Below are 26913 nucleotides of genomic sequence, written 5' to 3'. Positions count from 1 at the left end.
GGGTGGTTGGCATGGCCGTTCCGTGGAGGTGCCGGACATGAATTTCCGCATCATCCTCGTGCCGCTGCGTGGCACGCCGTCGGACCACCACCTTCTCCGAATCGCCCAGACATTGGCGCGCCGATTCGGGGCGCATGTCGCGGCCTTGCACATCGAGCTGTCGGACGCGTGGGTCATGGCTTCGTTGGGCGATGGCCTCAGCGAACGCACCATCCGCGACGCCTTCGCGCGCCGGAACCTGGCAAGGCGGCACGCCCGAGCGGCGTTTGACGACTGGCTCGTGGCCAGCCAGTTCGAAGAGGGTGCCGCACGGGACGGTGCGGCCGCGTCCTTCCAGGTGGTGGAGGGCTTTGAGGTCCGGACTTTTCCCGGCCACGCCCGGTACGCCGACCTGATCGTTCTTTCCAGCCCGGCGGATGTCGGAATGCACCGCTTTGACCTCACCCTGGAAACCGCCGCTCTCCTCCGGGGCGGCTGCCCGGCGCTGGTCGTCCCGCCCGGCGCCGGCACCTGTACCGGCCGCACGGTGGCCGTCGCGTGGGACGCGAGCGCCGAGGCGGCGCGGGCGGTCCGCAGCGCCATGCCGATGCTGGAGCGGGCCACACAGGTCCATGTCATGACCGCCCGGGAACACGGGATTGACGAGCGAGAGGCCGAGACGCTGGTGGACTACCTGGCTGTCCACGGCGTTGCTGCCACTCCTATAGGCTTGCGGCCGCAGCATGGGGTCGGTCCGGCACTCCTGAAGGCCACCGCCGATGCCGGGTGCGACCTGATGGTCATGGGGGCCTTTCACCATTCTCTTCTTCGCGAGGCAATCCTCGGCGGAACCACCGAGTGTGCGCTCCACAGGGCGGAAATCCCGCTGTTCCTGAGTCGCTGATGGGGTGCTATGGGTGCCGGGAACCACGAATTGCACCACATGAATGGAGGGCGCTCGGGCAATTGGGAGGGCGCGGAGATGACTGTTCCGAAGAACGCGGTGCTGCTGCGGATCTTCATCGGCGAGGACGACCGCCACGACGGCAAGCCGCTCTACGAGTGCATCGTCACGAAGGCGCGCGAGATGCACCTCGCCGGAGCCACCGTGCTGCGCGGCGGCATGGGCTTCGGGCACTCCAGCCGGGTGCACACCACCAAGATCCTCCGGCTCTCGCAGGATCTGCCGCTCGTCGTCGAGATCGTGGACAGTGAGGACAAGGTGAGCGCCTTACTCCCGGTTCTCGACAGCATGATGACGAGCGGCCTCGTCACGCTGGAGAAGATCCAAGTGCTCCAATATGGCCAGGAAACCATCCGCGAGCCGACGCGCCTGACCTGAGGCCAGCGAGCGGTTGATTTCCAGGCGGAGCCGGGTACCCTGCTTGGCGATGGGGATGGGGTCCCCCGAAACCGCCCGCGAGGGCCGATGACTCCTGCTGCGCATGTCCGCGGTAGGAGACTGCCTGAGCCCCGCTGTTCCGGCTCTTCCCGCGTCCATGCGTCCACTCACGAGGAGACGTCGCTTGGTTGCGCATTGGACACCGGCCCATCCGTCTCATCGTCGGCGGCAGAGTCCTCCCACCCACCATCCTCCGTTTCGTCCGAGAAGAACAATGTTCCTGACCTACTCACTGGTTGCCCTTGGCGGCGCCATCGGCAGCGTTGCTCGCTTCTGGTGCTCCGGCTTCGTCGCCAACGCCCTCGGGCCAACGTTCCCCTGGGGCACCCTGGTGGTGAACATCGTTGGCTCGTTTGTCATCGGCTTCACGGCCACGCTGACCGGCCCAGATGGTCGCCTCTTCGTTTCCTCGGACGCACGTACCTTCGTGATGGTCGGCATCTGTGGGGGCTACACGACCTTCTCGTCCTTCTCCCTCCAGACGCTCAGCCTGATGCAGGACGGCGAGTGGCTCCAGGCCGGGTGGAACGTCGTGCTGTCGGTCGTGCTCTGCATGATCGCGGTCTGGCTCGGGCACATGGCCGCGGCCAGCCTCAATCAGCTGAAAGGAGCCTGATTCATGCGGCCTCAACCGAGGCCGTGCTGCTGCGCGTCCACACCAGCGAGCAGGACATCTGCGGCGGAAAGCCCTTCTACGGGTTCCGTTGCAAAGTTTGACGGTTGGTGCGGAGAGCCGCGGCGTCCGTGTCGTCAGCCGGCAACACCGAACAGACCGGCGATGAAGGTCGCCTGGGCGGGCATGTCGTTGGCGGGAATGGCGGCGACTTGTCCTTTGCGCACCATCGCCATGATTTCGTAGCCGGTGATCGTCCGACGCGGCATGTGGAAGCCCTGAAACCCGAGCCCCGACCGAACCAGCCGCTTGATGCGCCGGTGATCTTGTTCAACAATATTGTTAAGATACTTCACTTGACGGAGCTTGGCGAAGCGCCACAGCTCGCCGTCCTTCTTCATCGCCATGGTCGCGCTCGGATAGGCAGCGTTCTTGCCGACGGTGATGGTGCGCGGGTTGACTGTGTGGGCCTGCCTCAGGGCTTTGCGGAAGAAGCGCCGCGCGGCCGCGTCATCACGCTTGGCGCTGAGCAGGAAATCGATGGCCTGTCCGCGCCCATCGACGGCACGGTACAGATACACCCACCGCCCCTTCACCTTGACATACGTCTCGTCGACCCGCCACGAGCCGGTCGTCATCCGCAGGTGCGGGCGGAGGCGCCGGTCCAGTTCCGGGGCGTAGGCCTGGATCCAGCGGTAGAGCATGGTGTGGTCGACCGAAACGCCGCGGTCGGCCAGCATGCACTCGAGATCGCGGTAGCTGATTGGGAACTGCAGGGACCAGCGCACCGCCCACAAGATGACGTTGGACGTGAATTGCCGTCCTTTGAACGGGTTCCTCTTCGACCGCATCACCCCGTCACTCCAGCTGCCGAACCGGCCAGGGTTCTACCCGATCTGGCCTGCGTGGCAAACCCTGCAACAGAACCGTGCGGTCGGCCGACGGCCTCTCTTGAAAGATAACCCACAAACATATACTTTAGCGGTTACGAACTGCACAGCGCCAATTACACTGACCGCCTAACGACGATTGGAATGGCCGGTTGACGGTTGCGTCATCAGCCTGTCCCCGCAATTGCGGGGACAGGCTGATGACGGGAGCACGGATCACCGACCGGCAGGTCAGGCGGTACATGGACGAGCGCAGGCGAGGACAGACCCAAGTCGGGGCCGCAGCAAAGGCCGGGTTCAGCGAACGAACGGCGCGGCGGATCGACACTGACCCGGTTCTGCCCAGCCAACGGTCGTGTGAACGAACCTGGCGCACGCGGGATGACCCCTTCACTGGCGTCTGGGAGGAAGAGCTGGTCCCCGTTTTGCGATCCGTGCCGCACATCCGGGCGACGACGCTGCTGGAGGAACTCCAGCGGCGCCATCCCAGCGCCTACCCGGACCGCCTGCTGCGGTCCCTGCAGCGACGGGTCGCTCGGTGGCGGGCGACGGAAGGCCCGGAGCGGGAATTGATTTTCCGCCAGGAGCACCCGCCTGGGCATCAGGCCCTCTCCGATTTCACCGAGGCCGCCAGCCTCGGCGTCACCATCGACGGCGCTCCTTTCGATCACCTCCTCTATCATTTCTGGCTGGCCTACAGCGGCTGGGAGTTCGTCAAGGTCGTCCAGGGTGGCGAGAGCTTCACGGCGCTCACCGAGGGGCTCCAGGAGGCGCTTTGGCAGCTCGGTGGCGTGCCCCACACCCACCGCACCGACCGGCTGTCCGCCGCCTACCGCAATCTCGCCAGCGAAGACGATGAGGCTGCCGATTACGCAGCCTTCTGCCGCCATTACGCCATGGCCCCGACCCGCAACAACTGCGGCGTCGCCCACGAGAACGGCAGTGTCGAAGCGGCGCATGGCCATCTCAAAACGGCACTGCGCGAGGCTCTCGACCTGCGCGGCTCGCGCGATTTCTCCGATCTGGCCGCCTACCAGGCTTTTCTGCAGGACACCGTCGCCCGCAAGAATGCCCGCCGGCGCAAGGCCCTGGAGGTCGAGCTGCCGGAGCTGAAGCCGCTGCCCCGACACCGCACCACCGATTTCTCCACCACCACCGTCACCGTGGTCCGGACCGGCTCCATTTCCGTGCGCAAGGTGCTCTACACCGTGCCATCCCGGCTCGTGGGATGCCGGCTCAAGGTGCATATCTACGATGATCGGCTCGTCTGCTGGCTGGGCACCACCCAGGTGCTGACGCTCCCCCGCAAGCATCCCAAAGGCAAGCGGCGCGATCGCGTCGTCGATTACCGCCACTTGGCCGCTTCACTGGTGCGCAAGCCGCAGGCGTTCCGCCGTTCGGTGTTCCGCGAGGAGCTCTTCCCACGCCCCGCCTTTCGTCGCGCCTGGGAGGTCCTCGACGACGGCCTCGACGATCGCAAGGCCTGTCGCGTCTATGTCGGCCTGCTGCACCTGGCCGCCACCGGCGCTTGTGAGGCCGCTCTGGCCGACCATCTCGATGCCGTGCTCGACCGCGGCGAATTGCCCGACCTTGAAACCGCCCGGGCCGCCGTAGCCCCACCCCAGCCGGCGGCGATCCCGCTGATCGCCGTGCCGCTGCCCGACTTGGCGGGATACGACCGTCTCCTGCGGCCGGCGCCTCCCACCCCCGATCCGGAGCCGACATGACCGACATCGACGCCACCAAGCTGCCGGTGATGCTCTCGTCTCTGCGCCTGCCGACGATCAGCCGCTTATGGCCGGGCTTCGCCGAGCGGGCGGATCGGGAAGGCTGGGGCGCCGCCCGTTTTCTGGCCGTTCTGTGCGAGCACGAATTGGCTGAGCGCACCGAGCGGCGCATCGCCCGCCACATGGCCGAGTCGGACCTGCCGGAGGGCAAGACGCTGGCCACCTTCGACTTCGCCGCCGTGCCGACCCTCCGCAAACCGCATGTCGAGGCGTTGGGGCATGGCGACGGCTGGATCGAGCGTGGCGCCAATGTGCTGATCTTCGGCCCCAGCGGCGTCGGCAAGACGCATATCGCGTCCGCCATTGGCACGGCGCTCATCGAAGGCGGACGGCGCGTCCTGTTCACCCGCACCACCGACCTTGTGCAAAAGCTCCAGGCCGCGCGGCGTGATCTGGCCTTGCCCGGCCTGCTCAGCCGGCTCGACCGCTTCGACGGCCTGATCCTCGATGACCTCGGCTACGTCCGTAAGGACCAAGCGGAAACGGCGGTGCTGTTTGAATTGATTGCCGAACGCTACGAGCGGCGCAGCTTGATCTTGACCTGTAACCAGCCCTTCAGCGCCTGGAACGCGATCTTTCCCGATCCCGCGATGACCGTAGCCGCGATTGACCGGCTGGTGCACCACGCCATCATCCTGGAGCTGAACACGGAAAGTTATCGCCGGCGCTCCGCTATGGCCGCGGCCCAGAGCGCGATGAGTCCCGAGGGGTAATTGACGCCGCAACGGCGTAATTGTCGCCGGGCGCGCATGCCGGCATGATGGCGGGCATGTTCGAGCCCCCGACCATCGCCCAGCTGAAGATCACGATCCTGGACATCGAGCCGCCGGTCTGGCGGCGGCTGCTGGTGCCGCGGCGGACCACGCTGGGCGAGTTGCACCACATCATCCAAGCCGCGTTCGGGTGGCTGGACTACCACCTGCATCAGTTCGAGATCGGCGGCCTGCGCTTTGGCGCTCCCGACATGCTCAACGCGGATGCCTTCGATGACGACGCCCAGGCTCTGCCGGAGGACGATGTGCGCCTGCTCGACTTCCTGCCCAATCCGCCGCCGTTCATCTACCTCTATGACTTCGGCGACGATTGGCATCACCGCATCGAGGCCGAAACGTTGCGGCTGCCCGAGACCGATCGCAAATACCCCGCCTGCATTGATGGTGCGCGCTCACGGCCACCGGAAGATGTCGGGGGTGTCTACGGCTACGCCGATTTCCTGGAAGCTTTTCACGACCCGAGCCACCCCGAACATGCCGATATGAGACGCTGGGCCGGACGTGCGTTCCATCCCGAAAAATTCGACCTCGCGAAAACCGATCGTGCTGTCCGCTCCGCTGTGCATGCCGCGAAACGACGCGCTGCACTGATGCGCTACGAGTGATCAGCCCCGACCGGACAGGCCATCGTAGTTGACGCCTGCCGGACGTCGAAATTGTCGTTGCACAACGAACAGCTTTCCATCCAAAGTCGTAGGCATCTGATGAGCGTGAACGTCGGCCGTTACCCGGATCCTGTCCTGGTTGGCGATCATCTTGCGATGGATTTCCTGAACAGCATCGAGAATCCTCGCGATGCCTCGACCGACTGCCTGCGGGACGGGCACGGCTTCGTCCTGTGGCTGCTCAAGGCCGGCGCAATCGACGCCGAAGACGCGGTTCGGCTCCAAGGGATGCCTGCCGACGACCTGGATGCCGCCGCCGGGCAGGCGCGCCGACTTCGGGACTGGTTCCGCCAGATCGTCCTGCCGCTTGCAGCGCATGCTCATCCCCACGTCCATGAGAGCGACCTCGGGCCGCTGAATGACGTCCTGGCCGAGGACAACAGCTTTGCGCGCATCACAGGCCAGTCCGGCGACGGCGCTCATGGCCTGCAGTTGAAGCGCGTGAACCGGTGGGCGAGTGCCGAGCAAACGCTGCAGCCGATCGCCTCGTCCATCGCGAGGCTCCTGACGGAAGAAGATCTCGGCTTGGTGCGAAATTGCGAAGGGCCGACCTGCACGCTCATGTTCCTGGACCGGACCAAGGCCCACAAGCGCCGTTGGTGCAGCATGGCCGTCTGCGGAAACAGAGCAAAGGCTGCGGCGCACCGCGCCCGCACCAAGGCCGTCTAGCGGCCCGCGCCGAACGTGAGCGGCTGGAAGCTCTCGTTCGCCACGGCGAGACGCCCCGGATACGGGCGCCAGACTTGGCCCATCAGTTTCTTTGCTATGGGTTAGAATTTCTCCACCGCCGGCCGTACGTCGAGCTCCAGAGTCCAGACGGTGCGCGGTTGGCGGTGAAGGTGCACATAGGTCTCCGCCAGCGCGTCGGGGTCAAGCATCGTGTCCGGATCGCGGTCCGGCTGGCGTTCGCGCGCGGTGGGCGTCGCGATCTGGCCGTCGATCACGACATGGCCGACGTGGATGCCCTGCGGCCCCAATTCCCGCGCCATGCACTGGGCCAGCGCCCGGAGGCCGAATTTCGCGACCGCGAACTGGGCCAGGCGCGCGCTGCCGCGCAGGCTTGCCGTCGCGCCGGTGAAAAGGATCGTGCCCCGCCCTTCCGGCACCATGCGCCGAGCCGCCTGCTGGCCGACATGGAAGCCGCCCAGGCAGTCGATGCGCCAGCACCGCTCGAAAGCGGTGGGATCGATGTCGAGGATGCCGGCCGGCTCGAACGTGCTGGCGTTGAACACGACGAGATCCGGCGCGGCGCCGATGGCGTCGAACGCGGCCCCGAACACGGCGGCGACCTCGTCCCCCTTCGACACGTCGCACGCATGGGCCGTCACGCCCTGAAGCCCCGCCGCGTCGCGCAGGCGCTCCAGCTTACCAACATCGCGCGCCACCATCGCGACCGCCATGCCCTCGCCTGCGAGCCGTCGCACGAGCGCCAGGCCCAGGCCCGGCCCGACGCCGAAGACGATCGCCCGTTCGTTCCTGCCGCTGCCCATGGGAGTTCTCCTGTTCAACCGGCTGGCCCTCCAACCGGCTGGCGGTGTGCGCCATACGGGCGTTCCGCGCGAGGCGCGCCTGTCGGCTCCTGCGCGAGAAGCCATTCCGTTCGGCGGAATCGCCCACGGAAAGGACGGGCCACCGTCGGGGGCGACAGCGACCCTAGTCCGGGAGGAGCGCATCAGGAGGAACGCGCGGAAGCAGCATCAACACAAGCTGCCGACAGGATCCTACGTCGTATCGAGTCGATACCAAAGCTTTCCGTTGGCAGATGGACTTCCTGCGTAGGGAAAGCTTCGGGATGCCGCATTCCCAGCCGGTCGGCCGCGCGGCGGAGGGGAGACGCAAAAATCGACAGTAACCTGATAAAAACGTGTTGACAGGTTATTCAGCGGCCGATAACCTCTGAATTCGTAGATAGGAGGTTACTTCGAGGGCGTCGGCGAGACAGGAGGTCTCAAGCGTCCAGGGCTGAACTCCGCACAGGACTGGAGAGCGAAAGAGCCGTCTACCAAGGCGGCACCTCCCTCCAGGACCACACGTTGAAGGACCTCACCCTGTACGTCAGATCACTTACCTTTACGACGCTTTGGTATTCGGCGCTGTTTCCTTTGAGACAACAGCCCATCGCAACGGTCGCGCGGCGACCATCAGGAACGCATCACTGTTTGTTATCTCGCTGCAACCAGCCGCGGCACCGCTCGCAGCAACGGGCATCCTTTGGCCGCGTCACTTCACTGGGGAGTCATGTCATGGGCCGTTTCACGAACAAGGTCGTGGTTATCACCGGCGGCAACGGCGGCATCGGTCTTGCCGCGGCACAGGAGTTTGCCCGGGAGGGTGCGAAGGTCGTCGTGACGGGCCGGAATCCAAGCTCGCTCGCCGAGGCGGAAAAGGTCCTGGGACCGGACGCGCTCGTCGTTCCGACCGATGTCACCAAGAGCGCCGACCTGGATGACCTGTTCCAGACCGTGCGTGACCGGCATGGCCGGATCGACGTCCTGTTCGCCAACGCCGGCACCGCCAAGCTCGCCCCCGTCGAAGGCACGAGCGAGGCCATGTTCGATGAGATCATCAACACCAATTTCCGCGGCGCCTATTTCACCGTCCAGAAGGCCCTGCCGCTGCTCAGCGAGGGCGGCGCGATCGTCTTCACCACCTCCTGGTTCGTCCAGGCGGGCGTCGCCGGGACGTCGGTGGTCTCGGCCAGCAAGGCCGCGCTCCGGAACTTCGCACGGACGCTGGCGTCGGAACTGCTGCCCCGGAAGATCCGGGTCAACGCCATCAGCCCCGGCGTGGTCGAAACCCCGCTCTTCGGCAAGCTCGGCCTGTCCGAGGCCAGCGTGCAGGAACTCGGGCAGCACCTGATGCAGCGGATCCCGGCCAAGCGCTTCGGCACGCCCGAGGAGATCGCCAAGGCGGTGACGTTCCTGGCGTCGGACGACGCGTCCTACATCACGGGGGTCGAGCTGGCCGTCGATGGCGGCCTCACGCAGCTCTAGTCAACGGACCCGGCCACGCGAGGCCGGCGGAAACCCGCCTCGCGTGGCATGGACGCAAGTCCCCTTCACAGCACCCAACCAAGCCCATCACCCGGTCGCATGAATCGTATGCGATTTCATCGAACGCGCTTTCCCTAAGGCGCAAAACAATGGAGACGTACCATGACGAAGATCCAGAAGCTCATCTACACCGGCCGCACGCACACCACGGGCGGGCGCGCGGGCACGGCCCGCAGCGACGACGGCCAGCTCGACGTCAAGCTGTCAACGCCGGGAACGTCCGTTCCGGGCACCAATCCGGAGCAGCTGTTCGGCGCCGGCTGGTCGTCCTGCTTCGCCGCGGCCATCGGCCTCGCGGCCAAGGAGCTGAAGGTCGCCCTTCCCGGCGGCGTGAGCGTCCACGCCGAAATCGACCTCGGCACCAACAGCGACGGCTATCTGCTCGCCGCGCGGCTGAACGTCAGCCTGCCCGGCCTGGACCGTGAGGTTGCCCAGCAGCTCGTCGCCACCGCGCACCTGACCTGCCCCTATTCCAAGGCGACGCGCGGCAACATCGACGTCCAGATCACCCTGGTCTGAGACCGGCGTCCCCTCCATTGGCCGGCGCGGTGGGATGCTCCGCCCGAGTTCATCCCGCCGCCGGCCGCAACGCACAGGAACGACCCCATGACCACATTCGCCAAGACGGTTGCTATCAGGACGGTTGCCGCGGTCGCGGCCAGCGCCCTGCTCACGACCAGCGCCTTCGCGCAGAGCGCGCGGGAGATCCGCGGTCCCTCGCCCTACGAAGCGGTCGAGAACGAACCCGCGCCCAGGCTGATCGTCGATCCGCCGCTTCCCGCCGGCTTGGCGGAGGGCGTTTTCCAGGCCCAGTACCGGGTGGAGAACCTGCGCATCGTGCCGGTGTTCGGAGCCGGCGCCCTTCAGGTCTCACCCCGCATCGGCCATCTGCATGTGATCGTCGACGACCTGCCGTGGTGGTGGGCCGATGCCAGCGACAACAACACCGTCGACGTGGCCGGCCTGCCGCCGGGCCCGCACAAGGTGACCATCCAGTTGGTGAATGCCGACCACGGCATCTTCCCTGGGCAGGTCGTCGTGGTGCCGTTCGTCGTGCCCGAACATGCCGGTGCACATGTCGGTGCGCACGGGAGCACGCCATGACCATCCGCCGCGTCGCGCCCGCCGCCCTGATCGCCGCCTCGGTCGCCGCCCTGCTGCCGGCGGGCGCCGGCTTCGCCCAATCCGCGGGAACCGCGACCGCCGTTGCCGCGGGGCCGGCGCGCTCCTTCTCCGTCCGGTTCGAGGAACCGGTCAACCACGCGCAGGCCCGCGTCGAGCTGGTCACGCCGGAATCGACCCGCGTTCTGCAACCGCGCCTCAACAGCGCGCCCAACACGCTGTTCGTCGCCATGGGCGTGCTGCCGGCCGGCCGCTATCAGCTGCAATGGGCGGTGCGGACCGCCAGCGGCGCCGTGGAGCGGGGTGGCCTTCCCTTCACGGTCGCGCCGGCCGATCGGCCGCAGGAGACCGACGGCATGATCGTTTCCATGCAGGACACGAACGGCCGGTGACGGGCGGCCCGACTTTGTACGCAAACGTGTCGGCACTGGGCCATCGTGACGGACTGATACAAAAAGCCGGTCTTCCGGACACACTTGGCTGACATGGACCCGGCATAACGGAGCCATCGGCCGATCCCCCTCGGACGATGCCCGGCCGGCGGACCCGCCCCGCTCTCTCCCGCCGGCCGGGTCCCCCGCGACGCCGGACACCGCCTTCCATTCGACCGAATTATGAAAGGATGTTTCGCATGAAAAGGACCTCAATCTTGGCCGCGGCCGTGCTGTTCGTCGGGAGCGGTTTGACACTGGGCCTCGCGCAGGCGCAGCAGACGGGGATCGGGCGCACGGAGACCTTGCGCCATGATCTCGGCAACTCCGGACGCGAGGTCGTCCAGGTGCGTGTGGACTTCGCCCCCGGAGCGTCGTTCCCCAAGCACACGCACCCGGGCGAGGAGATCGCCTATGTCCTCGAAGGCGCGATGGAGTATCAGCTCGGCGACCAGCCGCCGGTCACGCTCAAGGTCGGTGATGCCCTGTTCATTCCAGCCGGCACTGCCCATTCGGCGAAAAACGTCGGGGACGTCAAAGCGTCGGAACTCGCCACCTATCTTCTCGACAAGGGAAAGCCGGTCCTTACCTTGTCCAAGTAAGACGCGCCGGTTGCGTCGGCCGCTTAAATGGCAGGCGGGTCAATTCCGCTCCGCGGACTCGATGAGGTTGTCGCGCAGGTCCGACACGGCCTTCTGGAGCTTGGCGAACTCCTCCGCCGGCAGGCCGGTCTGCTTCACCAGCGTCATGTTCAGGCCCTTCTCGCGCAGGCGGCGGCCGGCGTCGGTGAGGCGGACCCGGACGTGGCGCTCGTCCGCGGGGTCGCGTTGTCGGGTGAGGTACCCCAATGCCTCCAGCTTCTTCAAGATGGGCGTCAGCGTGTTGGACTCCAGGAACAGCTTCTCGCCGAGGCCGCGGACCGTCTGGTTGTCCTCCTCCCACAAGGACACGATAGCGATGTACTGCGTGTAGGTCAGGCCGAGTTCCTCCAGGATCGGCTTGTAGGCCCGGCCGAAGGCGAGGTTGGCCGAATAGACCGCGAAGCACAGGAAATCGGCGAGCCTGGGGCTGGCCGTGTCATCGGGAGTGATGGAGTCCATGGTCATTCTCTCAAGCGCACGGAATTGCGAGGTCTGACCCTCATATAGATCGCGTCCGATCTGATCGGAAGTATATCTTTTCGGAAATCAACGAACGGCGAGCGATGCGCTCAGGAAAGCCGGGACGGGAGAAGGGTGATTTCGGCCGACAGCCCGCCATGATCCCGGTTCCGCAACGTCAGCGTTCCGCCGATCGCCTGCGCGAGCTGGTGGGCGATCGCCAGACCGAGCCCGGTGCCGCCGGTCTTGCGGTTGCGCGATTGCTCAAGCCGGACGAAGGGTTGCAGGACGGCCTCCAGCTGGTCCTCCGGAATGCCCGGCCCGTTGTCAAGCACGCGGATGACGATCCGGTCGCCGTCGATCTTGTCCACGGTCACCTCCGCCTCGCCCGCGAACTTCAACGCGTTCTCGATCAGGTTGCTGAGGATGCGGCGCAGGGCGTGCGGACGGGTCATGACGGCCGCCGTGGCCTTCCTGGTCAGGGTGACCGCCCGCCCCGTGTCCTGGTAGTCGAGCACCAGACTGTCCGTGAAGGACCCGATGTCGATGCGCGACGGCTTTTCGGCGTCGCCATGGGCGCTTTTCGCGTAGGCGACGCCTTCGTGCACGAGCCGTTCGATCTCGGTCAGATCCTGCAAGAGCTTGTCCTTCTCCACGCCATCGTCCGCCATTTCCGCGCGAAGCTTCATGCGGGTGATCGGCGTTTGCAGATCGTGGGAGATGGAGGCCAGGATCTGAACGCGCTCTTCCAGGTGATGGGCGATGCGGTCGCGCATCGCGTTGAAGGCCGTCGCGGCGTAGGCGACCTCGATGGGCCCGGTTTCCTGCAGGCGCGGCTCCTTCTTGTTCGGATCCAGCGCATCCGCCGCTTGGGCCAGGTGAACCAGCGGGCGGATCGCCAGGCGAACCGCGAACCAGCTGCATAGGACGAGAAGCAGAAGCTGGACGAGCAGCACGATGGGCAGCCAGTCCGCCAGCGGCATGATGGACGGGACGATGTCGATGGTCAGCGGCTCCCCGTCGCTCAGGCGGAGATGGGCCTGCAACCGGTTGCCGTCGCCTGGGATCGCTTCGACGCGGACGGCGGAGCGCGGACCAAGGGCCTCGCGCAGGGTCGCCGCGATCTCCCCGCCCCGGCGGCTGAGGTCCGGGGTGCCGGCGAGCCCCGGTCCCAGGATGAAGCGGTAGGTCCGCTTATCCAGCCGCCAGGCCACGTCCTGCCGCTCGTCCCTCGGCAACCGGTCGAGGATGGCGACGGCGGCCGAGACATCCTTTTCCAGCATGCCCAGCATCATGGCCCTGGACGCGTTGTAGCGCTCCAGGAACAGGGCGGCGAAGGACAGGACGTGCGCGATGGTGAGCCCGGCCAACAGGATCAGAAACAGCCTCGCCCCCAAGGTGCGGGGCCAGGAGCGAAGTTGGCGCCACCCGGTCATGAGTAAGGCTCGGAAATCTCGACGCGCATCGCGAACACGTAGCCTTCGCTGCGGACCGTCTTGATGTAGACGGGCTCGCGGGCGTCGTCGTCGAGCCGCTGGCGAAGCCGGCTGACGAGCAGGTCGATGGAACGGTCGAACAGCTCGGCCTCGCGCCCCTGCGTCAGGTTGAGCAGCTGGTCGCGGCTGAGCACCCGCTGCGGATGGTCGAGGAACACGCGCAGCAAACGGTATTCCGCGCCGCTGAGCGCTACCGCCACGCCGTCGCCGTTCAGCAGATGGCGTTGCGTGGTGTCGAGGCGCCACTTTCCAAAGGCCAGGAGTTGCCCGGCCTCCGTGATCTGCAGATTGGGCGGCAGCATCCGGGCGCGGCGCAGGACCGCCTTGATCCGGGCCAGAAGCTCGCGCGCGGCGAAGGGCTTCGCCAGGTAATCGTCGGCCCCCATTTCGAGCCCGACGATGCGGTCCATCTCGTCGGACCGCGCCGTCAGCATGAGCACCGGCGTCGCCTTGTGCTTTCCGGCGCGAAGCTCGCGGCACAGGACCAAGCCGTCGTCGCCGGGCATCATCAGATCGAGCACGATGAGATCGACGGGGTTGGCGTCGAGGAGGCTGCGCATCTGCCGGCCGTCCGCGGCGACCGTCACGCGCAATCCATTCTTCTTCAGATAGGCCGAAAGCAGTTCGCGGATCTCACGATCGTCGTCGACGACAAGGATGTGATCAACGTGATCCATCGTGCTCGCTTCCATCTTGGCCTCCGCCGCACGCGTCCACGCGCAGTGTAGGCGTGCGGCGAGGCCGGTTGGGGAACCGTTTGTAAGCAAGTGTATCCGATCGGGCGCGAGATACAGTGCCTGACATTTTTGTCGCCGCGCGCGTGGCGGTGCCTGGAGCCCCACCGCCCGATGCACCGCCAAGACCGCTCCGTACAGTGCGATACAAAATCGGCGGGGGCCGGACACATTGGCGATACGTCCGCGTGTCCTGATGCGGCCATGGCTGGCGACGGTGCAACGCCGTCCAGCCGACAGGTTCCGCGTCAAAGGTAGCAGCCATGGCATTCATCCTCATCGCCTATGCCGGGGGCATGCTGACGGTCTTCAGCCCCTGCATTCTGCCGATCCTTCCCATCGTCTTTGCGCGGGCCAACCGCCCGTTCCTGACGAGCACGCTGCCGATGCTGCTGGCCATGGGATGCATGTTCGCCGGCATCGCCGCGCTCGCGGCGGTCGGCGGCAGCTGGGCGGTCTACGCCAACGCCTACGGCCGTTTCGCGGCGATCGCCCTGATCGCGGTCTTCGGCGTCACGCTAATCTCGCCGGCGGTCGCGGGCGTCCTGACCCGCCGGGTCGTCGCGCTCGGCAATAGGCTGTCCCAAACCCCCGCCGGGCAGGACGCTATCGCGACCACCGGCGGCTCGCTGATGCTGGGGGTGGCGACCGGCCTGTTGTGGGCGCCCTGCGCCGGACCGATCCTCGGCCTCGTGCTGACGGGTGCCGCGCTTCAGGGGACGAGCGGACAGACGGTGCTGCTGCTGGCGGCCTACGCGGCCGGCGCGGTGACCCAGCTGGCCATCGCGCTTCTCGCGGGCGGGCGGCTGTTCGCGACGATGAAGAGGTCCCTTCCCGCGGGTGAAGCGATCCGCCGGGGTGCCGGCGTGGTCGTGCTCGCCACGGCGGCGGCCATCGCCTTCGGCCTCGACACCGGTCTTCTGGCGCGCCTGTCCTACGCCGGCACCTGGAACCTCGAACAGGCGCTGTTGGACGGCTTTGATGACGACCGGTCGACCACGGCGGCGACCATGGTCGCCGCCGCCGAAAGCGCGCGGAATTTCAGAAAGGACTATCCGGTGGAAGGCGAATTCCCGTCGCTCGACGGTGCGGTGCAGTGGCTGAATTCGCCGCCGCTGAGCCCTGAACAGCTCCGCGGCAAGGTGGTGCTCGTCGATTTCTGGACCTACTCCTGCATCAATTGCATCCGCACCATTCCCTACATCAACGCCTGGGCGGAAAAGTACAAGGACCAGGGGCTCGTGGTTCTTGGCGTCCACGCTCCGGAATTCGCCTTTGAGAAGAAGATCGACAACGTCAGGAACGCCGTTGCGGATTTTCGGATCGGCTTCCCGGTCGCCATCGATAACACCTTCAAGATCTGGCGGTCCTTCCGCAACAGCTACTGGCCGGCGCTCTACTTCATCGACGCGCAGGGGCGGATCCGGCACCACCAGTTCGGCGAGGGTGGATACGACAAGGCCGAAAAGGTCATCCAGGACCTGCTCGCCGACGCCGGCCGCCAGACGGCGGAGAACGGCGTGGTCCAACCGGATGCGGTCGGCGCGCAGGCCGCCCCCGACCTCGCCAACATCCGCTCCTCCGAGACCTACATCGGCTACGAGCGCGCCGCGAACTTTGCGTCGAACGAGCCGTTTGCCGAGCGGGAGCCGCGGACCTACACGACCGGGCCGCTCCACCTCAACGACTGGGGCCTGTCCGGCGACTGGACGGTGGGGCCGGAGCGCGCCACCCTCAACAAGGCCGGTGGCGGCGTCACCTACCGCTTCAAGGCGCGCGACCTCCACTTGGTCCTCGGCCCGGGCCCGTCCGGCCGGCCGGTGCGTTTCCAGGTCACGGTGGACGGCAAGCCGCCGGGAGCCGACCACGGGTCCGACACCGACGCCGAGGGACAGGGGACCGTTGAGCGGACCCGCCTCTACCAGCTCGTCCGTCAGTCGGGCGCCGTGACGGAGCGAACGTTCGAAATCCGCTTCCTCGACCCCGGCGCCGAAGCCTTCGTCTTCACCTTCGGTTGAGGAGCACAGGCATGCCCAAAACGCTCCGTGTCCGATCCGCCGCGATCCTGCTGGCCGGCGCCGCACTGCTGCTGGTGCCCTGCGCCTGGGACAGCAGCCCCCACGACGCGGTGGCGCTCTCTCGCGCGCTCTCCCCGTTCCGCAAGCCCGCGGTCGCGTCCGCGGACGGCGGGGTTCCTGCCCAAGCCGCCTCGCAACAGACCGACGATGCGCGGTCGCCGGTCCGCGTCCTCCGCCAACACAAGGAGCAACCATGATCCTCTACGACAACGGCATCTCCTCCGCCGCCTCGCGTGTCCGCATTGCGCTGGCGCTCAAGGGCGTGGACGTGGTCCGGCAACCCGTGTCCATTTTTGGGCCGGACGCCGGGAGCCGGCAGGCCGGGTATCTGCGGGTAAACCCGCAGGGCCTCGTGCCGACGCTGCTGACCGACGACGGCACGCTGCTCACGCAGTCGCTCGCGATCATCGAATACCTCGACGAGGCCCATCCCGAGCCGCCGCTGCTTCCGCGAAACCTGAAGGAGCGGGCGTTCGCCCGGTCGGTCGCGCTGGCGATCGCGTCGGAGACCCACGCCCTGCTGCCTCCCCGGGTCGCGGCGCGTCTGACGGCGCTGCCGGGCGTCGATGAAGGCGCCATCACGGACTGGAAGCGCCATTGGGTCAGCGAAGGACTGTCGGCCGTCGAAACGCTGATCGGCGCCCGGCGGACAGGCCCCTTCGTGGTAGGGAGCCAGCCCACCCTAGCGGACATCGTACTTTTCCCCCAGGCCCTGACCACCGACCGCGTCGGCCTGGACATCCGGCACTGGCCCAACATCGCCGAGATCGTGTCGACCCTGCGCGGCATTCCGGCCTTCGCCGACAACGCGCCGGGCGCGACGCAGTAGCCCTCACGACGGCGCGCGCGGCGCGCCTTCCATTCCCGATCACACACAGTATGGAGATGCTCATGGCTCCACAGTCGATGTCGCTCACCCGGCGCGGCCTTCTTGCCGCCTCCATGGCCGCAGGCGCCGTCGCTGCGCTGCCCGGCGCGCTGCACGCGGCGGCGGACAACACCGCCATCCGTCCCTTCCGCGTGGCGGTTCCCAAGGAGGACCTCGCCGACCTCCGCCGGCGCTTGGCGGTGACCCGCTGGCCCGACCAGGAGACCGTCGCCGACCGGTCGCAGGGCGTGCGGCTGGCAGCCATGAAGGAGCTGGTGCAGCGCTGGCGGACGGATTACGACTGGCGCAAGGCCGAGGGAAAGCTGAACGCGCACCCGCAGTTCCTGACGGCGATCGACGGCCTCGACATCCACTTCCTGCACGTCCGCTCGCGGCATCCCGACGCGCTGCCGCTGATCATCACCCACGGCTGGCCGGGGTCGGTGTTCGAACTGCTGAAGACCATCGGCCCGCTGACCGACCCGACGGCCCATGGCGGGCGTGCGGAGGACGCCTTCCACCTCGTGATCCCGTCGCTGCCCGGCTTCGGGTTCTCCGGCAAGCCGACGGGCACCGGCTGGGATCCCGACCGCATCGCGCGCGCCTGGGCGGTGCTGATGGAGCGCCTTGGCTACCGCCGCTACGTCGCGCAGGGCGGCGACTGGGGCGCGCCCGTCTCCCACGCATTGGCGCGCCAGGCGCCGCCGGGCCTGCTGGGCATCCACGTCAACCTTCCGGCGGCGGTGCCGCCCGAGATCGCTGCGGCGCTCGGCGCCGGCGGACCGGCGCCGGCAGACCTCTCCGACAAGGAGCGCGCGGCCTACGATGCGCTCGACACCTTTTTCAAGAAGAACCGAGCCTATTCCGTGATGATGGCGACCCGGCCGCAGACCATCGGCTACGCCCTCACGGACTCTCCCGTCGGGCTGGCCGCCTGGATGTACGACTACAACGGCGGGGAGCCGGAGCGCCTGCTGGCCAAAGACGACTTTCTGGACGACGTCACGCTGTACTGGCTGACGAACAGCGCGGCATCGGCGGCGCGGCTGTATTGGGAGAACGGTCCGCGCGGCATCATCGTCGCGTCCGCGCAGAAGACCGCCGACATCGCACTTCCGGTGGCCGTCACGGTGTTTCCGGGGGAGATTTACCAAGCCCCGGAGAGCTGGGCGCGGCGCGCCTACCGCAATCTGGTCCACTTCCACGAGGTCGACCGGGGCGGTCACTTCGCGGCCTGGGAGGAACCGGACCTGTTCAGCGCCGAACTCCGCGCCGCGTTCCGGCCGCTGCGCTGAACCTGCGCGACACCGCAACACACCCGTTGACAGAAAGGTTGATATCAAACATTATGCCTCATGGACCACGAACACTCCATCCCCAGCGAAACGGCCAAGCTGATTGCCGACCGTTGCTTGTGCCTGGGCGTGCAACGCGCCAGCCGCATCATCGGCCGCCGCTTCGACGAGGCCCTGCGGCCCCTCGGGCTCAACAACTGGCAGTTTTCGCTGCTGATCAATCTGCTCAAGGCGGAACCGCCGTCGATTGGCAAACTTGCCGATGCCCTGGGCACCGACCGCACGACCATCACCGCCAACGTCAAACCGCTGGAGCGCCGGGGCCTTCTGGAGGTCCGGCGCGACGAGGCGGACGCGCGGACCCGGCGCGTTGCGCTGACGGACTCCGGACGCTCGCTTCTGGCCGAGGCGGTGGAACGGTGGCGGGAGGTCAACGCCTCGGTCGAACAGGACCTGGATCCCGCCGAACTGGCAGTGTTCCGGTCGGCGTTGCGCCGGCTGGGTTCCTGAACCCTCCCCGGTTTGTCTGGCGGCATATAGTTTGATATCAATTGTTACGCCGCCACATCACCCAATAGGTTGATATAAACGTTTCGAGCGTCGATGACCGACGCGATCATCCCCGACTTTTTACCATCCACAGAGAGAACGACCATGAACACCACCCTTCGTCTCGCCATCATCGCCGCCGCCCTCGCGTCGGCCGCCCCGATCCCGTCCGCCTTCGCCGAGACGGCCCCCCAGACGGCCACCCAGGCGGCCGGCGCGGGCAATCTGGCGACGCTCTTCCCGTCCCTCGTCGCGGAGGCGCGGGCCAAGACGCCCTCCCCGTCCGACACCGGCACGATCAACACGCATCTGTCGACCGCGGAGTGGCATTGGGCCCGCGGGGAGCAGGCCCAGGCTCTGTCCTACCTGAACTTCGCGCGCGGCAAGCTGGGGCTGCGCCGCGTGCCGGCGGATCCCGCCCTGCAGCAGGCCGGCCGCCCGGTGGCTCTGCCGTAACCACCCATCGATGCCAGAAGAGCGAGGCCAACGATGAACACGATCAAGACGCTGCTCCTCACCGGAGGCGCGCTGGCGGTGGTGGCCGGCGTTGGCTTCGCGGCGATCAACCACGCGGGGCCGGCGGCGGCCGAACGGCCCGATCCCCGGCAGGATCCCCCCCTCGTCCAGACCGCCACCGTCACGCCGGCCCGTCCGTCGGAGCGCGCCTTCACCGGGGTGGTGTCGGCGCGCGTCCAAAGCAACCTCGGCTTCCGCGTTCCCGGAAAGGTCGTGGAACGTCTGGTCGATGTCGGGCAGAGCGTCCGCGCCGGCCAGCCGCTCATGCGGCTCGACCAGAAGGATCTCGACCTCGCGCTGGCCGCGCGGGAGAGCGCGGTCACCGCGGCGCGCGCCCTGGCGGTCCAGGCCACGGCGGACGAGGCCCGCTACCGCCAGCTGGTCGCGGACGGCTGGGCGGCCCGCCAGAAATACGACCAGGTCAAGGCCAGCCTCGACAGCGCCAGGGCCCAGCTGTCCACCGCCGAGGCCCAAGCGAAGGTGGCGCGCAACGAGGCCCACTATTCGGCCCTGCTCGCCGACGCCGACGGCACCGTGGTGGAGACCCTGGCCGAACCGGGGCAGGTGGTCGCCCCCGGCCAGACGGTGGTGCGGCTGGCCCACGCCGGCCCGCGCGAGGCGACGGTCTCCCTGCCGGAGACGCTGCGCCCGGCGCTCGGCTCCGTGGCGCAGGCCCGCCTCTACGGCGGGATGTCCGCCCCGTCGCCCGCGCGCCTGCGCCAACTGGCCGACGCCGCCGATCCCCTGACCCGCACCTACGAGGCCCGCTATGTCCTGGAGGGCAACGCGGCCGACGCGCCGCTGGGCGCGACGGTGTCCCTGTCGATCACCAGCGGAGGCGCCGGCGATCTGGTCGCGGTGCCGATCGGCGCGGTCCACGACGATGGCCGGGCCAGCGGCGTGTGGGTCGTGGACGCCGCGTCCTCCTCCGTCTCCTTCCGGGCCGTCGCCGTCCGCAGCGTCGCCGAGGAGACCGCGCTCGTCTCCGGCGTCAGCGCCGGCGAGCAGGTCGTGGCGCTCGGCGCCCATCTGCTCCACCAGGGGGAGCGCGTCCGCAACGCCAGCCCAAGGATGGCCGCCCGATGACACTCCCCAACCTGTCCGCCCTGGCGGTGCGTGAGCGCGCCGTCACCCTGTTCCTGATCCTGGCCGTGGCGCTGGCCGGATCCTTCGCCTTCCTGAAGCTCGGCCGCGCCGAGGATCCGTCCTTCACCGTCAAGGTGCTGACCGTGACCGCGGCCTGGCCCGGCGCCACCGCGGAAGAGATGCAGAACCTCGTCGCGGAGCCGCTGGAGAAGCGCCTGCAGGAGCTGCGCTGGTACGACCGCGTCGAGACGATCACCCGGCCGGGCTTCGCCTTCATGACGCTGACGCTGCTCGGCAACACGCCGCCGGCCGAGGTGCCGGAGCAGTTCTATCAGGCGCGCAAGAAGCTCGGCGATGAGGCGCGCACCCTGCCCGTCGGCGCGCTCGGGCCGTTCGTCAACGACGAATACTCCGACGTCACCTTCGCGCTCTACGCCCTGAAGGCGCCGGGCATGGCGCCCCGCCTGCTCGCCCGGCAGGCCGAGACGATCCGCCAGCGCCTGCTGCACGTCCCCGGCGTCAAGAAGGTCAACATCCTGGGCGAGCGCCCGGAGCGGATCTTCGTCGAGTTCTCCTACCCGCGCCTCGCCACGCTGGGGGTGCGCGCCCAGGACATCTTCGCCGCACTCCAGCGGCAGAACACGGTCACGCCGGCCGGGTCCATCGAAGCGAAGGGGCCGCAGATCTTCATCCGGCTGGACGGTGCCTACGACGACCTGCAGGCCATCGCCGACACGCCCATCGCGGCGGGCGGCCGGACCCTGAAGCTGTCCGACGTGGCCGAGATTCGCCGCGGCTACGAGGACCCTGCCACCTTCCTGATCCGTCACCAGGGCGAGCCCGCGCTGGTGCTCGGCGTGATCATGCAGGAGGGGTGGAACGGTCTCGACCTCGGCAAGGCGCTGGAGGCCGAGACCAAGGCCATCGCCGACGGCCTGCCGCTGGGCATGACGGTCGCGAAGATCACCGACCAGGCGGTCAACATCACCCAGGCCGTCGGCGAGTTCATGGTCAAGTTCTTCATGGCGCTGGGCGTGGTGCTGCTGGTCAGCCTGCTCAGCCTCGGCTGGCGCGTCGGGATCGTGGTCGCTGCGGCCGTGCCGCTGACGCTCGGCATGGTCTTCCTGATCATGCTGGAAACCGGCCGCGCCTTCGACCGCATCACGCTGGGCGCGCTGATCCTGTCGCTCGGCCTGCTGGTCGACGACGCCATCATCGCCATCGAGGCCATGGTCGTGAAGATGGAGGAAGGGCTGGACCGCATCCAGGCCGCCGCCTACAGCTGGAGCCACACGGCCGCCCCCATGCTGTCGGGCACGCTGGTCACGGTGATCGGCCTGATGCCGGTCGGCTTCGCCCAGTCCAGCGCCGGCGAATACGCGGGCAACATCTTCTGGATCGTCGGCTTCGCCCTGATCGCCTCCTGGATCGTGGCCGTGTCCTTCACGCCGTACCTGGGCGTGAAGCTGCTGCCGGCGATCAAGCCGGTGGCCGGTGGGCACGGTGCGATCTACAACACGCCGACCTACCGGCGCTTCCGCGGCCTCGTCGCCTGGTCGATCCGGCACAAGGCGCTGGTCGCCGTCGCGGTGCTCGCCCTGTTTGTCGCCGCGGGCGCCGGGATGGGCTCGGTCAAGAAGCAGTTCTTCCCGACCTCCGACCGCCCCGAGCTGCTGGTCGAGGTGCAGATGCCCGAGGGCACCGGCATCGAGGCCACCCAGGCCGCCACCACCAAGCTGGAGGGTTGGCTGAAGCAGCAGCCCGAGGCGACCGTGGTCACGGCCTATGTGGGCCAGGGCGCGCCGCGCTTCTTCCTCGCCTACAACCCGGAGCTTCCCGACCCGTCCTTCGCCAAGGTCATCGTGCTGACCCCGGACGCGGAGGCGCGCGACGCCCTGAAGGAGCGCCTGCGCGTCCGCATCGCCGAGGGTCTGGCCCCCGAGGCGCGGGTGCGCGTCAGCCAGCTCGTCTTCGGGCCCTACTCGCCCTTCCCCGTGGCCTTCCGGGTCATGGGGCCGGACCCGGCGGTGGTGCGCGGCATCGCCGACCAGGTGCGGGACGTCATGCGCGCCAACAGCAGCACGCGCCAGGTCAGCCAGGACTGGGGCGAGCGGTCGCCGACCGTCCGCTTCGTGCTCGACCAGGAGCGGCTGCGGCAGATCGGGCTGACGTCCGCCGAGGTCGCCCAGCAACTCCAGTTCCTGCTGACCGGCGTGACCGTCACCCAGGTGCGCGAGGACATCCGCACCGTGGCACTGGTGGCCCGCAGCCTGGGGGCCGGTCGGTTCGACCCGGCGCGGCTCGGCGACTTCACGCTGCTGTCCCAGGATGGCCGCACGATCCCGCTCGACCAGATCGGCCACGCGGAGGTGCGCATGGAGGACCCGATCCTCAAGCGGCGCGACCGCACCCCGACCATCACCGTGCGCAGCGACATCGACGAGGCGCGGCAGCCGCCGGACGTCTCCCTGGAGGTCTGGCGGGCCCTGCAGCCGGTCGTCGCCAAACTGCCCCAGGGCTACCGCATCGAGATCGCCGGCCCGATCGAGGAAGCCGGCAAGGCCAACGCGGCGCTCGCCAAGGTCTTCCCGCTGATGCTGGTGCTGATGCTCACGGTCGTGATGCTTCAGGTGCGGTCGTTCCCGGCGCTGTTCATGGTGATGCTGACCGCCCCGCTCGGGCTGGTCGGCGCGGTCCCGACGCTGCTGCTGTTCCACCAGCCGTTCGGCTTCAACGCCATCCTGGGCCTGATCGGCCTGGCCGGCATCCTGATGCGCAACACGCTGATCCTGATCGGCCAGATCCACACCAACCAGGAAGAGGGCCTCGCCCCCTACCACGCGGCGGTGGAGGCCACGGTGCAGCGCGCCCGGCCGGTCATCCTGACGGCGCTCGCCGCGGTGCTGGCCTTCATCCCGCTGACCCATTCGGTGTTCTGGGGGCCGATGGCCTACACGCTGATCGGCGGGACCGCAGTCGGCACGGTGCTGATCCTGGTCTTCCTGCCGGCCCTCTACGCCCTCTGGTTCCGCGTGCGGCCCGCAGATGCCGGCGGCCTTCAAGCCGCCCGGCTGGAGGGCGCCCGGCTGGAAGGCGAACGTCCGGTTCCCCCGGAAGCCCTTCCCGCGGGCTGAGCCGTCCACTCCCCCTCCAGGCTAATTCCTGTCAACACAGAAAGGTCCTTTCCATGGATCGTCGCCTTCTCATGCTCGCCCTTGGCATGTTCGCCATGGGCACCGACAGCTTCGTCGTCGCCGGCATCCTGCCAAGCGTCGCCGCCTCCTTGAACACCTCCGTGAGCCTCGCCGGGCAGATGGTCACCGTCTACGCGCTGACAGTCGCGGTGCTGGCCCCCGTCATGGCCGCGGTGGCCGGCGGATGGCCGCGCAAGCCCCTGCTGGTGGCGGCGTTGGGCATCTTCGTCCTGGGCAACGCGATCAACGCGCTGGCGTCCGACCTGAACACGGTCCTGGTCGGCCGCGCGGTGGCCGGGCTCGGCGCGGCGCTGTTCTCGCCCGCCGCACTCGGCATCGCCGCCGCGCTCGTCGCCCCCGAACGGCGGGGCCGCGCCCTGGCCACGGTGACCGCCGGCCTTGCCGGCGCCACGGCGCTGGGCGCACCGCTCGGCACCTTCATCGGGGGATTCGGCAGCTGGCGCACCACGCTCTGGTTCGTCGCGGCGCTCGGCCTCGTCACGATGATCGGCGTCGGGATCCTGCTCCGGTCCGTGCCGCAGCCCCCGCGCGTCACGCTGCGCGAACGTTTCGCTCCGGTCCGCGACATCCGCATCGCGCTGACGCTGCTGACGACGCTCTTCGCCTTCGGCGGGTTCCTGATGGTCTACAACTATTCCAGCCTCGTGTTCGACCGCGTGACCGGCGGGGACGAGCGCACGCTCGCCGCGCTGTTCCTGTTCTGGGGTGTCGCCGCGACGCTCGGCAATCTGCTGGCCGGCCGTCTGGTCGACCGCTTCGAGAGCCGGACGATCATCGTCGCCGCGCTGGCGATCGCGATCGGGAACTTCTGCCTGCTGCCCTGGACCTCCGCCCACCCCGTGACCGCCGTGCTCGCCCTGCTGGTGTGGGGGTGCTGCGGCTGGGGGCTGATCGTTCCGCAGCAGCATCGCCTCGTGAAGACGGCGCCTCAGGTGGCCCCCCTGCTGATGGCGCTGAACAACACCGCGCTCTACGCCGGCATCGCCTGTTCGAGCGTCCTCGGCGGCGTGGTGATCGTCGTCATCGACCAGCACTATCTGAGCCTCGTCGGCGCGGCGCTGATCGCGGTCGCCTTCGTGCTGGCGGAGGCGGCCTACGCGTTCATCGTGCTGCGGGCCCGCCAAGCGGCTCCCGCCGCCCTCGCCCAGGGTTCCTGAACCCGCTCCGGCGCGCCGCCGGGGCGCCGGACACCCTTCCCGCCGTTCCGCTCGCAAAAACGTGATCGGCTGAGACCCAAGTCAGTCGCATCCGATGAGATCGGACAGTTGACTCTCCGGCCCGCTTGGCGCATTTTTCAATCGCATCCGATCTTATCGGAACCGAACACAAACGCTCCCGACGAAGGACCCCACCATGCCCCACCTGCAGAAAGTGCTGTACACCGGCAAGACCCACACCTCCGCCGGAGGGCGCGACGGCACCGCCCGCAGCGACGATGGCCGCCTGGACATCGCGCTGAGGTCGCCCGGCAAGCCGGGCAACGGCACCAACCCAGAACAGCTGTTCGCCGCGGGCTGGTCCGCCTGCTTCATCGGCGCGATCCAGATCGCCGCCCGCAACGCGAAGGTCGCTCTGCCGGCCGAACTCGCGGTCGACGCCGAGGTGGATCTCGGCCTGACCGAGGGCGTGTACGGCCTCGCCGCCCGCCTCAACGTCAGCCTGCCGGGTGTGGAGCGCGACACCGCGCAGGCCCTGGTCCAGGCGGCCCACCGCACCTGCCCCTACTCGCTGGCCACCCGCGGCAACATCGACGTGACGATCACCGTCGTCTGACCCGCACCGTCGTCTGACCCGGCCCCATCACGGACGGCCTGTCTACGCACCGCGGGCAGGCCGTCCGACCCCAACACCGCCATGGAGACGATCATGAACATTCGCACGATTGCCGCGTCCGCCGTTCTTTCGTCCGCGCTGCTGACCTCCACCGCCGGCATCGCCGCCGCCGCCAACGGCGCATCCGGCACGCCCGAGAGCTTCGCTACCCAACTCAGCGACGCGAAGACCGCTCTGGTGGAGCGCAACACCGGCACGATCGGCCGGGAGGAGCGCAACGAGGCCAGTAAGTATCTCACCATGGCGGCGTCGCTGTGGGACCAGGGCGACGCCGCGAAGGCGCAGCAGTTCCTGACCTTCGGGCGCGGCTTTCTCGGGCTGAAGACGGCGCCGACGGCCGTCACCGTGGCCCGGCGCGTGGACGGGCAGACGCCCACCGTCCGCTGACGTGGCGGCACCCCCATCACGAGAAAGTCTTTCCATGCGCACGATTCCGACACGGCTGTTCCTCGGCTTTCTGGCCGGCGGCCTATCACACCTGATTTTTCAGGACGGCCTGCTGGCCATCCTCCACTTCGCGTATCTGGAGCCGGCCCTGCCCTGGAGCCTGAAGCCGGTGCCGCCGCTGGGCGTGCCGCTGAGCCTCAACCTGGCCTTCTGGGCCGGGCTTTGGGGCGTGGCCTACGCCGCGCTCGAACCGCGGCTGACCGCCCGCTTCGGCTGGCTTCCGGGCGGGCTCGTCTACGGCATTCCGCCGCTGGCCGTCTTCTGGTTCGTCGTGCTGCCGCTGAAGGGGCTCGGCGTCGGTGGCGGTTTCAACCCGCTCTACATCGCCCTTCACCTGATCTACGGCCTCGGCACGGCGATCCTGTTCCGGTCCGCCTTCGCCGCCGCACGGCGGCCGGACCGGACGTCACCGGACGCGCTGCCCGGCTGACCGCCCGGATCGTCGACAGGTTTTTTCCCATGTTTCGCACATCAACGCGCCTGTGCGTCGGCTTCCTCGCTGGAATCCTGTCGCACTTGCTCCTGGAAGACGGGCTCCGCGTTCTCCTCTACCTCGCGCACCTCGTCCCCGCCCTGCCCTGGAGCCTGGCGCCCGTACCTCCCCTCGGCGTTCCGGCAAGCCTCAACGCGGCGTTCTGGGACGGGCTCTGGGGACTGGCCTACGCTCTGGTCGAGCGGCGGCTGACCGCCAGCGTCGGGCGAGAACTGGGCGGGCTCCTCTTCGGCATCTTCCCCCTGCTTGTGCACTGGTTCGTCGTGCTGCCGCTGAAGGGGCTGGGCGTCGGCGGCGGCTTCCCTTCCGCGGCGGTGCCGTTCGACATCGCCTTCAACACGATTTTCGGCATCGGCACGGTGGTCTTCTTCCGGGTCCTCCTCGGCTTCCCCCGCCGCTGCACACACGGAGAGATCCGGCAATGACAAGCTTTACACCCCCAAACGTTACACCCCATCGACCGCACGGCGACGGCGGCCCGGTCGCCG

30 protein-coding genes and 1 riboswitch are annotated in these 26913 nt (G+C 68.1%); of the genes, 25 read left to right on the top strand and 5 right to left on the bottom strand.

All coding sequences use genetic code 11. The annotated features are described in order from the left end of the window. Window positions 1-37 precede the first annotated feature (37 nt). The 3 genes from M2351_RS35045 (at window position 38) to crcB (ending at window position 1997) form a co-directional block, all read left to right on the top strand. Window positions 38-883: a universal stress protein gene (locus M2351_RS35045; protein WP_264660626.1), complete on the top strand. Its 846-nt coding sequence runs from the start codon at window positions 38-40 to the stop codon at window positions 881-883. 78 nt (window positions 884-961) lie between these two features. After that, entirely contained in the window at window positions 962-1321 is a 360-nt protein-coding gene (locus M2351_RS35040; RefSeq protein WP_264657940.1) for a DUF190 domain-containing protein, read from the top strand. A 42-nt stretch (window positions 1322-1363) separates the two neighbouring features. After that, a riboswitch (Fluoride riboswitch) is annotated at window positions 1364-1425 on the top strand. A 176-nt stretch (window positions 1426-1601) separates the two neighbouring features. After that, window positions 1602-1997, top strand: coding sequence for a fluoride efflux transporter CrcB (crcB, locus tag M2351_RS35035; protein WP_264658099.1), 396 nt, complete (start codon window positions 1602-1604; stop codon window positions 1995-1997). Window positions 1998-2131: 134 nt separating this feature from the next. On the opposite strand, the gene M2351_RS35030 is transcribed toward crcB, so the two are convergent. Further along, window positions 2132-2845 (bottom strand): IS6 family transposase, encoded by a 714-nt coding sequence (locus tag M2351_RS35030; protein WP_264657941.1) that lies wholly within the window; start codon window positions 2843-2845, stop codon window positions 2132-2134. 239 nt (window positions 2846-3084) lie between these two features. Here M2351_RS35030 and istA point away from each other — a divergent pair, with 239 nt between their 5' ends. The 4 genes from istA (at window position 3085) to M2351_RS35010 (ending at window position 6778) form a co-directional block, all read left to right on the top strand. Beyond that, window positions 3085-4611: an IS21 family transposase gene (gene istA / locus M2351_RS35025; RefSeq protein WP_264658936.1), complete on the top strand. Its 1527-nt coding sequence runs from the start codon at window positions 3085-3087 to the stop codon at window positions 4609-4611. Continuing rightward, a complete protein-coding gene (gene istB, locus M2351_RS35020) occupies window positions 4608-5384 on the top strand; it encodes an IS21-like element helper ATPase IstB (RefSeq protein ID WP_264658937.1) in 777 nt (258 codons plus the stop codon). The genes istA and istB overlap by 4 nt, the downstream gene beginning before the upstream one ends. A gap of 56 nt (window positions 5385-5440) precedes the next feature. Beyond that, window positions 5441-6049 carry a plasmid pRiA4b ORF-3 family protein gene (locus tag M2351_RS35015; protein ID WP_264660625.1) on the top strand — a complete coding sequence of 203 codons (609 nt, stop codon included), beginning with the start codon at window positions 5441-5443 and terminating at the stop codon, window positions 6047-6049. Between the two features lie 99 nt (window positions 6050-6148). Beyond that, window positions 6149-6778, top strand: coding sequence for a CGNR zinc finger domain-containing protein (locus tag M2351_RS35010; RefSeq protein ID WP_264660624.1), 630 nt, complete (start codon window positions 6149-6151; stop codon window positions 6776-6778). A gap of 101 nt (window positions 6779-6879) precedes the next feature. On the opposite strand, the gene M2351_RS35005 is transcribed toward M2351_RS35010, so the two are convergent. After that, window positions 6880-7599, bottom strand: a complete 720-nt coding sequence (locus tag M2351_RS35005; protein WP_264660623.1) for an SDR family NAD(P)-dependent oxidoreductase — start codon at window positions 7597-7599, stop codon at window positions 6880-6882. A gap of 753 nt (window positions 7600-8352) precedes the next feature. Between M2351_RS35005 and M2351_RS35000 the strand changes: the two genes are divergently transcribed. The 5 genes from M2351_RS35000 (at window position 8353) to M2351_RS34980 (ending at window position 11317) form a co-directional block, all read left to right on the top strand. Continuing rightward, window positions 8353-9102 (top strand): SDR family oxidoreductase, encoded by a 750-nt coding sequence (locus M2351_RS35000; RefSeq protein ID WP_264660622.1) that lies wholly within the window; start codon window positions 8353-8355, stop codon window positions 9100-9102. A 162-nt stretch (window positions 9103-9264) separates the two neighbouring features. Then, on the top strand, window positions 9265-9681 hold the full coding sequence (locus M2351_RS34995) for an organic hydroperoxide resistance protein (RefSeq protein ID WP_264660621.1): 417 nt from the start codon (window positions 9265-9267) through the stop codon (window positions 9679-9681). Window positions 9682-9768: 87 nt separating this feature from the next. Next, a complete protein-coding gene (locus tag M2351_RS34990; RefSeq protein WP_264660620.1) occupies window positions 9769-10266 on the top strand; it encodes a DUF6130 family protein in 498 nt (165 codons plus the stop codon). Further along, window positions 10263-10676, top strand: coding sequence for a copper resistance protein CopC (locus M2351_RS34985; protein WP_264660619.1), 414 nt, complete (start codon window positions 10263-10265; stop codon window positions 10674-10676). The genes M2351_RS34990 and M2351_RS34985 overlap by 4 nt, the downstream gene beginning before the upstream one ends. A 257-nt stretch (window positions 10677-10933) precedes the next feature. Further along, on the top strand, window positions 10934-11317 hold the full coding sequence (locus M2351_RS34980) for a cupin domain-containing protein (protein WP_264660618.1): 384 nt from the start codon (window positions 10934-10936) through the stop codon (window positions 11315-11317). 39 nt (window positions 11318-11356) lie between these two features. On the opposite strand, the gene M2351_RS34975 is transcribed toward M2351_RS34980, so the two are convergent. From M2351_RS34975 to M2351_RS34965, 3 genes are all read right to left on the bottom strand, one after another. Beyond that, window positions 11357-11815, bottom strand: coding sequence for a MarR family winged helix-turn-helix transcriptional regulator (locus M2351_RS34975; RefSeq protein ID WP_264660617.1), 459 nt, complete (start codon window positions 11813-11815; stop codon window positions 11357-11359). 110 nt (window positions 11816-11925) lie between these two features. After that, on the bottom strand, window positions 11926-13251 hold the full coding sequence (locus M2351_RS34970; RefSeq protein ID WP_264660616.1) for a sensor histidine kinase: 1326 nt from the start codon (window positions 13249-13251) through the stop codon (window positions 11926-11928). Continuing rightward, on the bottom strand, window positions 13248-13988 hold the full coding sequence (locus tag M2351_RS34965) for a response regulator (RefSeq protein ID WP_264660615.1): 741 nt from the start codon (window positions 13986-13988) through the stop codon (window positions 13248-13250). Before M2351_RS34965 ends, M2351_RS34970 begins: the two co-directional genes overlap by 4 nt. A 320-nt stretch (window positions 13989-14308) precedes the next feature. On the opposite strand from M2351_RS34965, the gene M2351_RS34960 reads away from it, so the two are divergent. The 13 genes from M2351_RS34960 to M2351_RS34900 all read left to right on the top strand — a co-directional run bounded on the left by M2351_RS34960 (window position 14309) and on the right by M2351_RS34900 (window position 26850). Next, window positions 14309-16063, top strand: a complete 1755-nt coding sequence (locus tag M2351_RS34960; RefSeq protein ID WP_264660614.1) for a cytochrome c biogenesis protein DipZ — start codon at window positions 14309-14311, stop codon at window positions 16061-16063. Window positions 16064-16074: 11 nt separating this feature from the next. Continuing rightward, window positions 16075-16320 carry a hypothetical protein gene (locus M2351_RS34955; protein ID WP_264660613.1) on the top strand — a complete coding sequence of 82 codons (246 nt, stop codon included), beginning with the start codon at window positions 16075-16077 and terminating at the stop codon, window positions 16318-16320. Beyond that, a complete protein-coding gene (gene maiA, locus M2351_RS34950; RefSeq protein WP_264660612.1) occupies window positions 16317-16952 on the top strand; it encodes a maleylacetoacetate isomerase in 636 nt (211 codons plus the stop codon). Before M2351_RS34955 ends, maiA begins: the two co-directional genes overlap by 4 nt. Before the next feature lie 62 nt (window positions 16953-17014). Then, on the top strand, window positions 17015-18286 hold the full coding sequence (locus tag M2351_RS34945; RefSeq protein WP_264660611.1) for an epoxide hydrolase family protein: 1272 nt from the start codon (window positions 17015-17017) through the stop codon (window positions 18284-18286). 60 nt (window positions 18287-18346) lie between these two features. Next, window positions 18347-18796 carry a MarR family winged helix-turn-helix transcriptional regulator gene (locus M2351_RS34940; protein WP_264660610.1) on the top strand — a complete coding sequence of 150 codons (450 nt, stop codon included), beginning with the start codon at window positions 18347-18349 and terminating at the stop codon, window positions 18794-18796. Between the two features lie 144 nt (window positions 18797-18940). Then, a complete protein-coding gene (locus M2351_RS34935; RefSeq protein WP_264660609.1) occupies window positions 18941-19291 on the top strand; it encodes a hypothetical protein in 351 nt (116 codons plus the stop codon). A gap of 33 nt (window positions 19292-19324) precedes the next feature. After that, the gene (locus M2351_RS34930) at window positions 19325-20437 is read left to right on the top strand and encodes an efflux RND transporter periplasmic adaptor subunit (protein ID WP_264660608.1); all 1113 of its coding nucleotides are present in this window, start codon (window positions 19325-19327) and stop codon (window positions 20435-20437) included. Beyond that, window positions 20434-23571, top strand: a complete 3138-nt coding sequence (locus tag M2351_RS34925; protein WP_264660607.1) for an efflux RND transporter permease subunit — start codon at window positions 20434-20436, stop codon at window positions 23569-23571. Before M2351_RS34930 ends, M2351_RS34925 begins: the two co-directional genes overlap by 4 nt. 53 nt (window positions 23572-23624) lie before the next feature. Next, window positions 23625-24809 carry an MFS transporter gene (locus M2351_RS34920; protein WP_264660606.1) on the top strand — a complete coding sequence of 395 codons (1185 nt, stop codon included), beginning with the start codon at window positions 23625-23627 and terminating at the stop codon, window positions 24807-24809. 196 nt (window positions 24810-25005) lie between these two features. After that, window positions 25006-25425, top strand: a complete 420-nt coding sequence (locus M2351_RS34915) for an organic hydroperoxide resistance protein (RefSeq protein ID WP_319801956.1) — start codon at window positions 25006-25008, stop codon at window positions 25423-25425. 93 nt (window positions 25426-25518) lie between these two features. Next, window positions 25519-25872, top strand: coding sequence for a hypothetical protein (locus M2351_RS34910; RefSeq protein WP_264660227.1), 354 nt, complete (start codon window positions 25519-25521; stop codon window positions 25870-25872). A 34-nt stretch (window positions 25873-25906) separates the two neighbouring features. Further along, complete coding sequence (locus M2351_RS34905) at window positions 25907-26362, top strand: hypothetical protein (protein ID WP_264660226.1); 456 nt, start codon at window positions 25907-25909, stop codon at window positions 26360-26362. A 29-nt stretch (window positions 26363-26391) separates the two neighbouring features. Further along, the gene (locus M2351_RS34900) at window positions 26392-26850 is read left to right on the top strand and encodes a hypothetical protein (RefSeq protein WP_264660225.1); all 459 of its coding nucleotides are present in this window, start codon (window positions 26392-26394) and stop codon (window positions 26848-26850) included. Window positions 26851-26913 lie beyond the last annotated feature (63 nt).

This window comes from Azospirillum canadense (assembly GCF_025961225.1).
Lineage (GTDB): Bacteria > Pseudomonadota > Alphaproteobacteria > Azospirillales > Azospirillaceae > Azospirillum > Azospirillum canadense.
Note: the sequence above shows the minus strand (reverse complement) of the source record. Positions and strands in the feature narration are given on the sequence as shown.

Coding starts and splice junctions, on each gene's coding strand:
- M2351_RS35015 (WP_264660625.1), top strand. CDS start 5,441: ATGTTCGAGCCCCCGACCATCGCCCAGCTGAAGATCACGATCCTGGAC.
- M2351_RS34900 (WP_264660225.1), top strand. CDS start 26,392: ATGTTTCGCACATCAACGCGCCTGTGCGTCGGCTTCCTCGCTGGAATC.
- M2351_RS34915 (WP_319801956.1), top strand. CDS start 25,006: ATGCCCCACCTGCAGAAAGTGCTGTACACCGGCAAGACCCACACCTCC.
- M2351_RS34925 (WP_264660607.1), top strand. CDS start 20,434: ATGACACTCCCCAACCTGTCCGCCCTGGCGGTGCGTGAGCGCGCCGTC.
- M2351_RS34965 (WP_264660615.1), bottom strand. CDS start 13,988: ATGGATCACGTTGATCACATCCTTGTCGTCGACGACGATCGTGAGATC.
- M2351_RS34935 (WP_264660609.1), top strand. CDS start 18,941: ATGAACACCACCCTTCGTCTCGCCATCATCGCCGCCGCCCTCGCGTCG.
- M2351_RS35045 (WP_264660626.1), top strand. CDS start 38: ATGAATTTCCGCATCATCCTCGTGCCGCTGCGTGGCACGCCGTCGGAC.
- M2351_RS34940 (WP_264660610.1), top strand. CDS start 18,347: ATGGACCACGAACACTCCATCCCCAGCGAAACGGCCAAGCTGATTGCC.
- istA (WP_264658936.1), top strand. CDS start 3,085: ATGACGGGAGCACGGATCACCGACCGGCAGGTCAGGCGGTACATGGAC.
- maiA (WP_264660612.1), top strand. CDS start 16,317: ATGATCCTCTACGACAACGGCATCTCCTCCGCCGCCTCGCGTGTCCGC.
- M2351_RS34920 (WP_264660606.1), top strand. CDS start 23,625: ATGGATCGTCGCCTTCTCATGCTCGCCCTTGGCATGTTCGCCATGGGC.
- M2351_RS34905 (WP_264660226.1), top strand. CDS start 25,907: ATGCGCACGATTCCGACACGGCTGTTCCTCGGCTTTCTGGCCGGCGGC.
- istB (WP_264658937.1), top strand. CDS start 4,608: ATGACCGACATCGACGCCACCAAGCTGCCGGTGATGCTCTCGTCTCTG.
- M2351_RS35010 (WP_264660624.1), top strand. CDS start 6,149: ATGAGCGTGAACGTCGGCCGTTACCCGGATCCTGTCCTGGTTGGCGAT.
- M2351_RS35005 (WP_264660623.1), bottom strand. CDS start 7,599: ATGGGCAGCGGCAGGAACGAACGGGCGATCGTCTTCGGCGTCGGGCCG.
- M2351_RS35000 (WP_264660622.1), top strand. CDS start 8,353: ATGGGCCGTTTCACGAACAAGGTCGTGGTTATCACCGGCGGCAACGGC.
- M2351_RS34945 (WP_264660611.1), top strand. CDS start 17,015: ATGGCTCCACAGTCGATGTCGCTCACCCGGCGCGGCCTTCTTGCCGCC.
- M2351_RS34960 (WP_264660614.1), top strand. CDS start 14,309: ATGGCATTCATCCTCATCGCCTATGCCGGGGGCATGCTGACGGTCTTC.
- M2351_RS34955 (WP_264660613.1), top strand. CDS start 16,075: ATGCCCAAAACGCTCCGTGTCCGATCCGCCGCGATCCTGCTGGCCGGC.
- M2351_RS35040 (WP_264657940.1), top strand. CDS start 962: ATGACTGTTCCGAAGAACGCGGTGCTGCTGCGGATCTTCATCGGCGAG.
- M2351_RS34985 (WP_264660619.1), top strand. CDS start 10,263: ATGACCATCCGCCGCGTCGCGCCCGCCGCCCTGATCGCCGCCTCGGTC.
- M2351_RS34910 (WP_264660227.1), top strand. CDS start 25,519: ATGAACATTCGCACGATTGCCGCGTCCGCCGTTCTTTCGTCCGCGCTG.
- M2351_RS35030 (WP_264657941.1), bottom strand. CDS start 2,845: ATGCGGTCGAAGAGGAACCCGTTCAAAGGACGGCAATTCACGTCCAAC.
- M2351_RS34930 (WP_264660608.1), top strand. CDS start 19,325: ATGAACACGATCAAGACGCTGCTCCTCACCGGAGGCGCGCTGGCGGTG.
- M2351_RS34970 (WP_264660616.1), bottom strand. CDS start 13,251: ATGACCGGGTGGCGCCAACTTCGCTCCTGGCCCCGCACCTTGGGGGCG.
- M2351_RS34995 (WP_264660621.1), top strand. CDS start 9,265: ATGACGAAGATCCAGAAGCTCATCTACACCGGCCGCACGCACACCACG.
- M2351_RS34975 (WP_264660617.1), bottom strand. CDS start 11,815: ATGGACTCCATCACTCCCGATGACACGGCCAGCCCCAGGCTCGCCGAT.
- M2351_RS34990 (WP_264660620.1), top strand. CDS start 9,769: ATGACCACATTCGCCAAGACGGTTGCTATCAGGACGGTTGCCGCGGTC.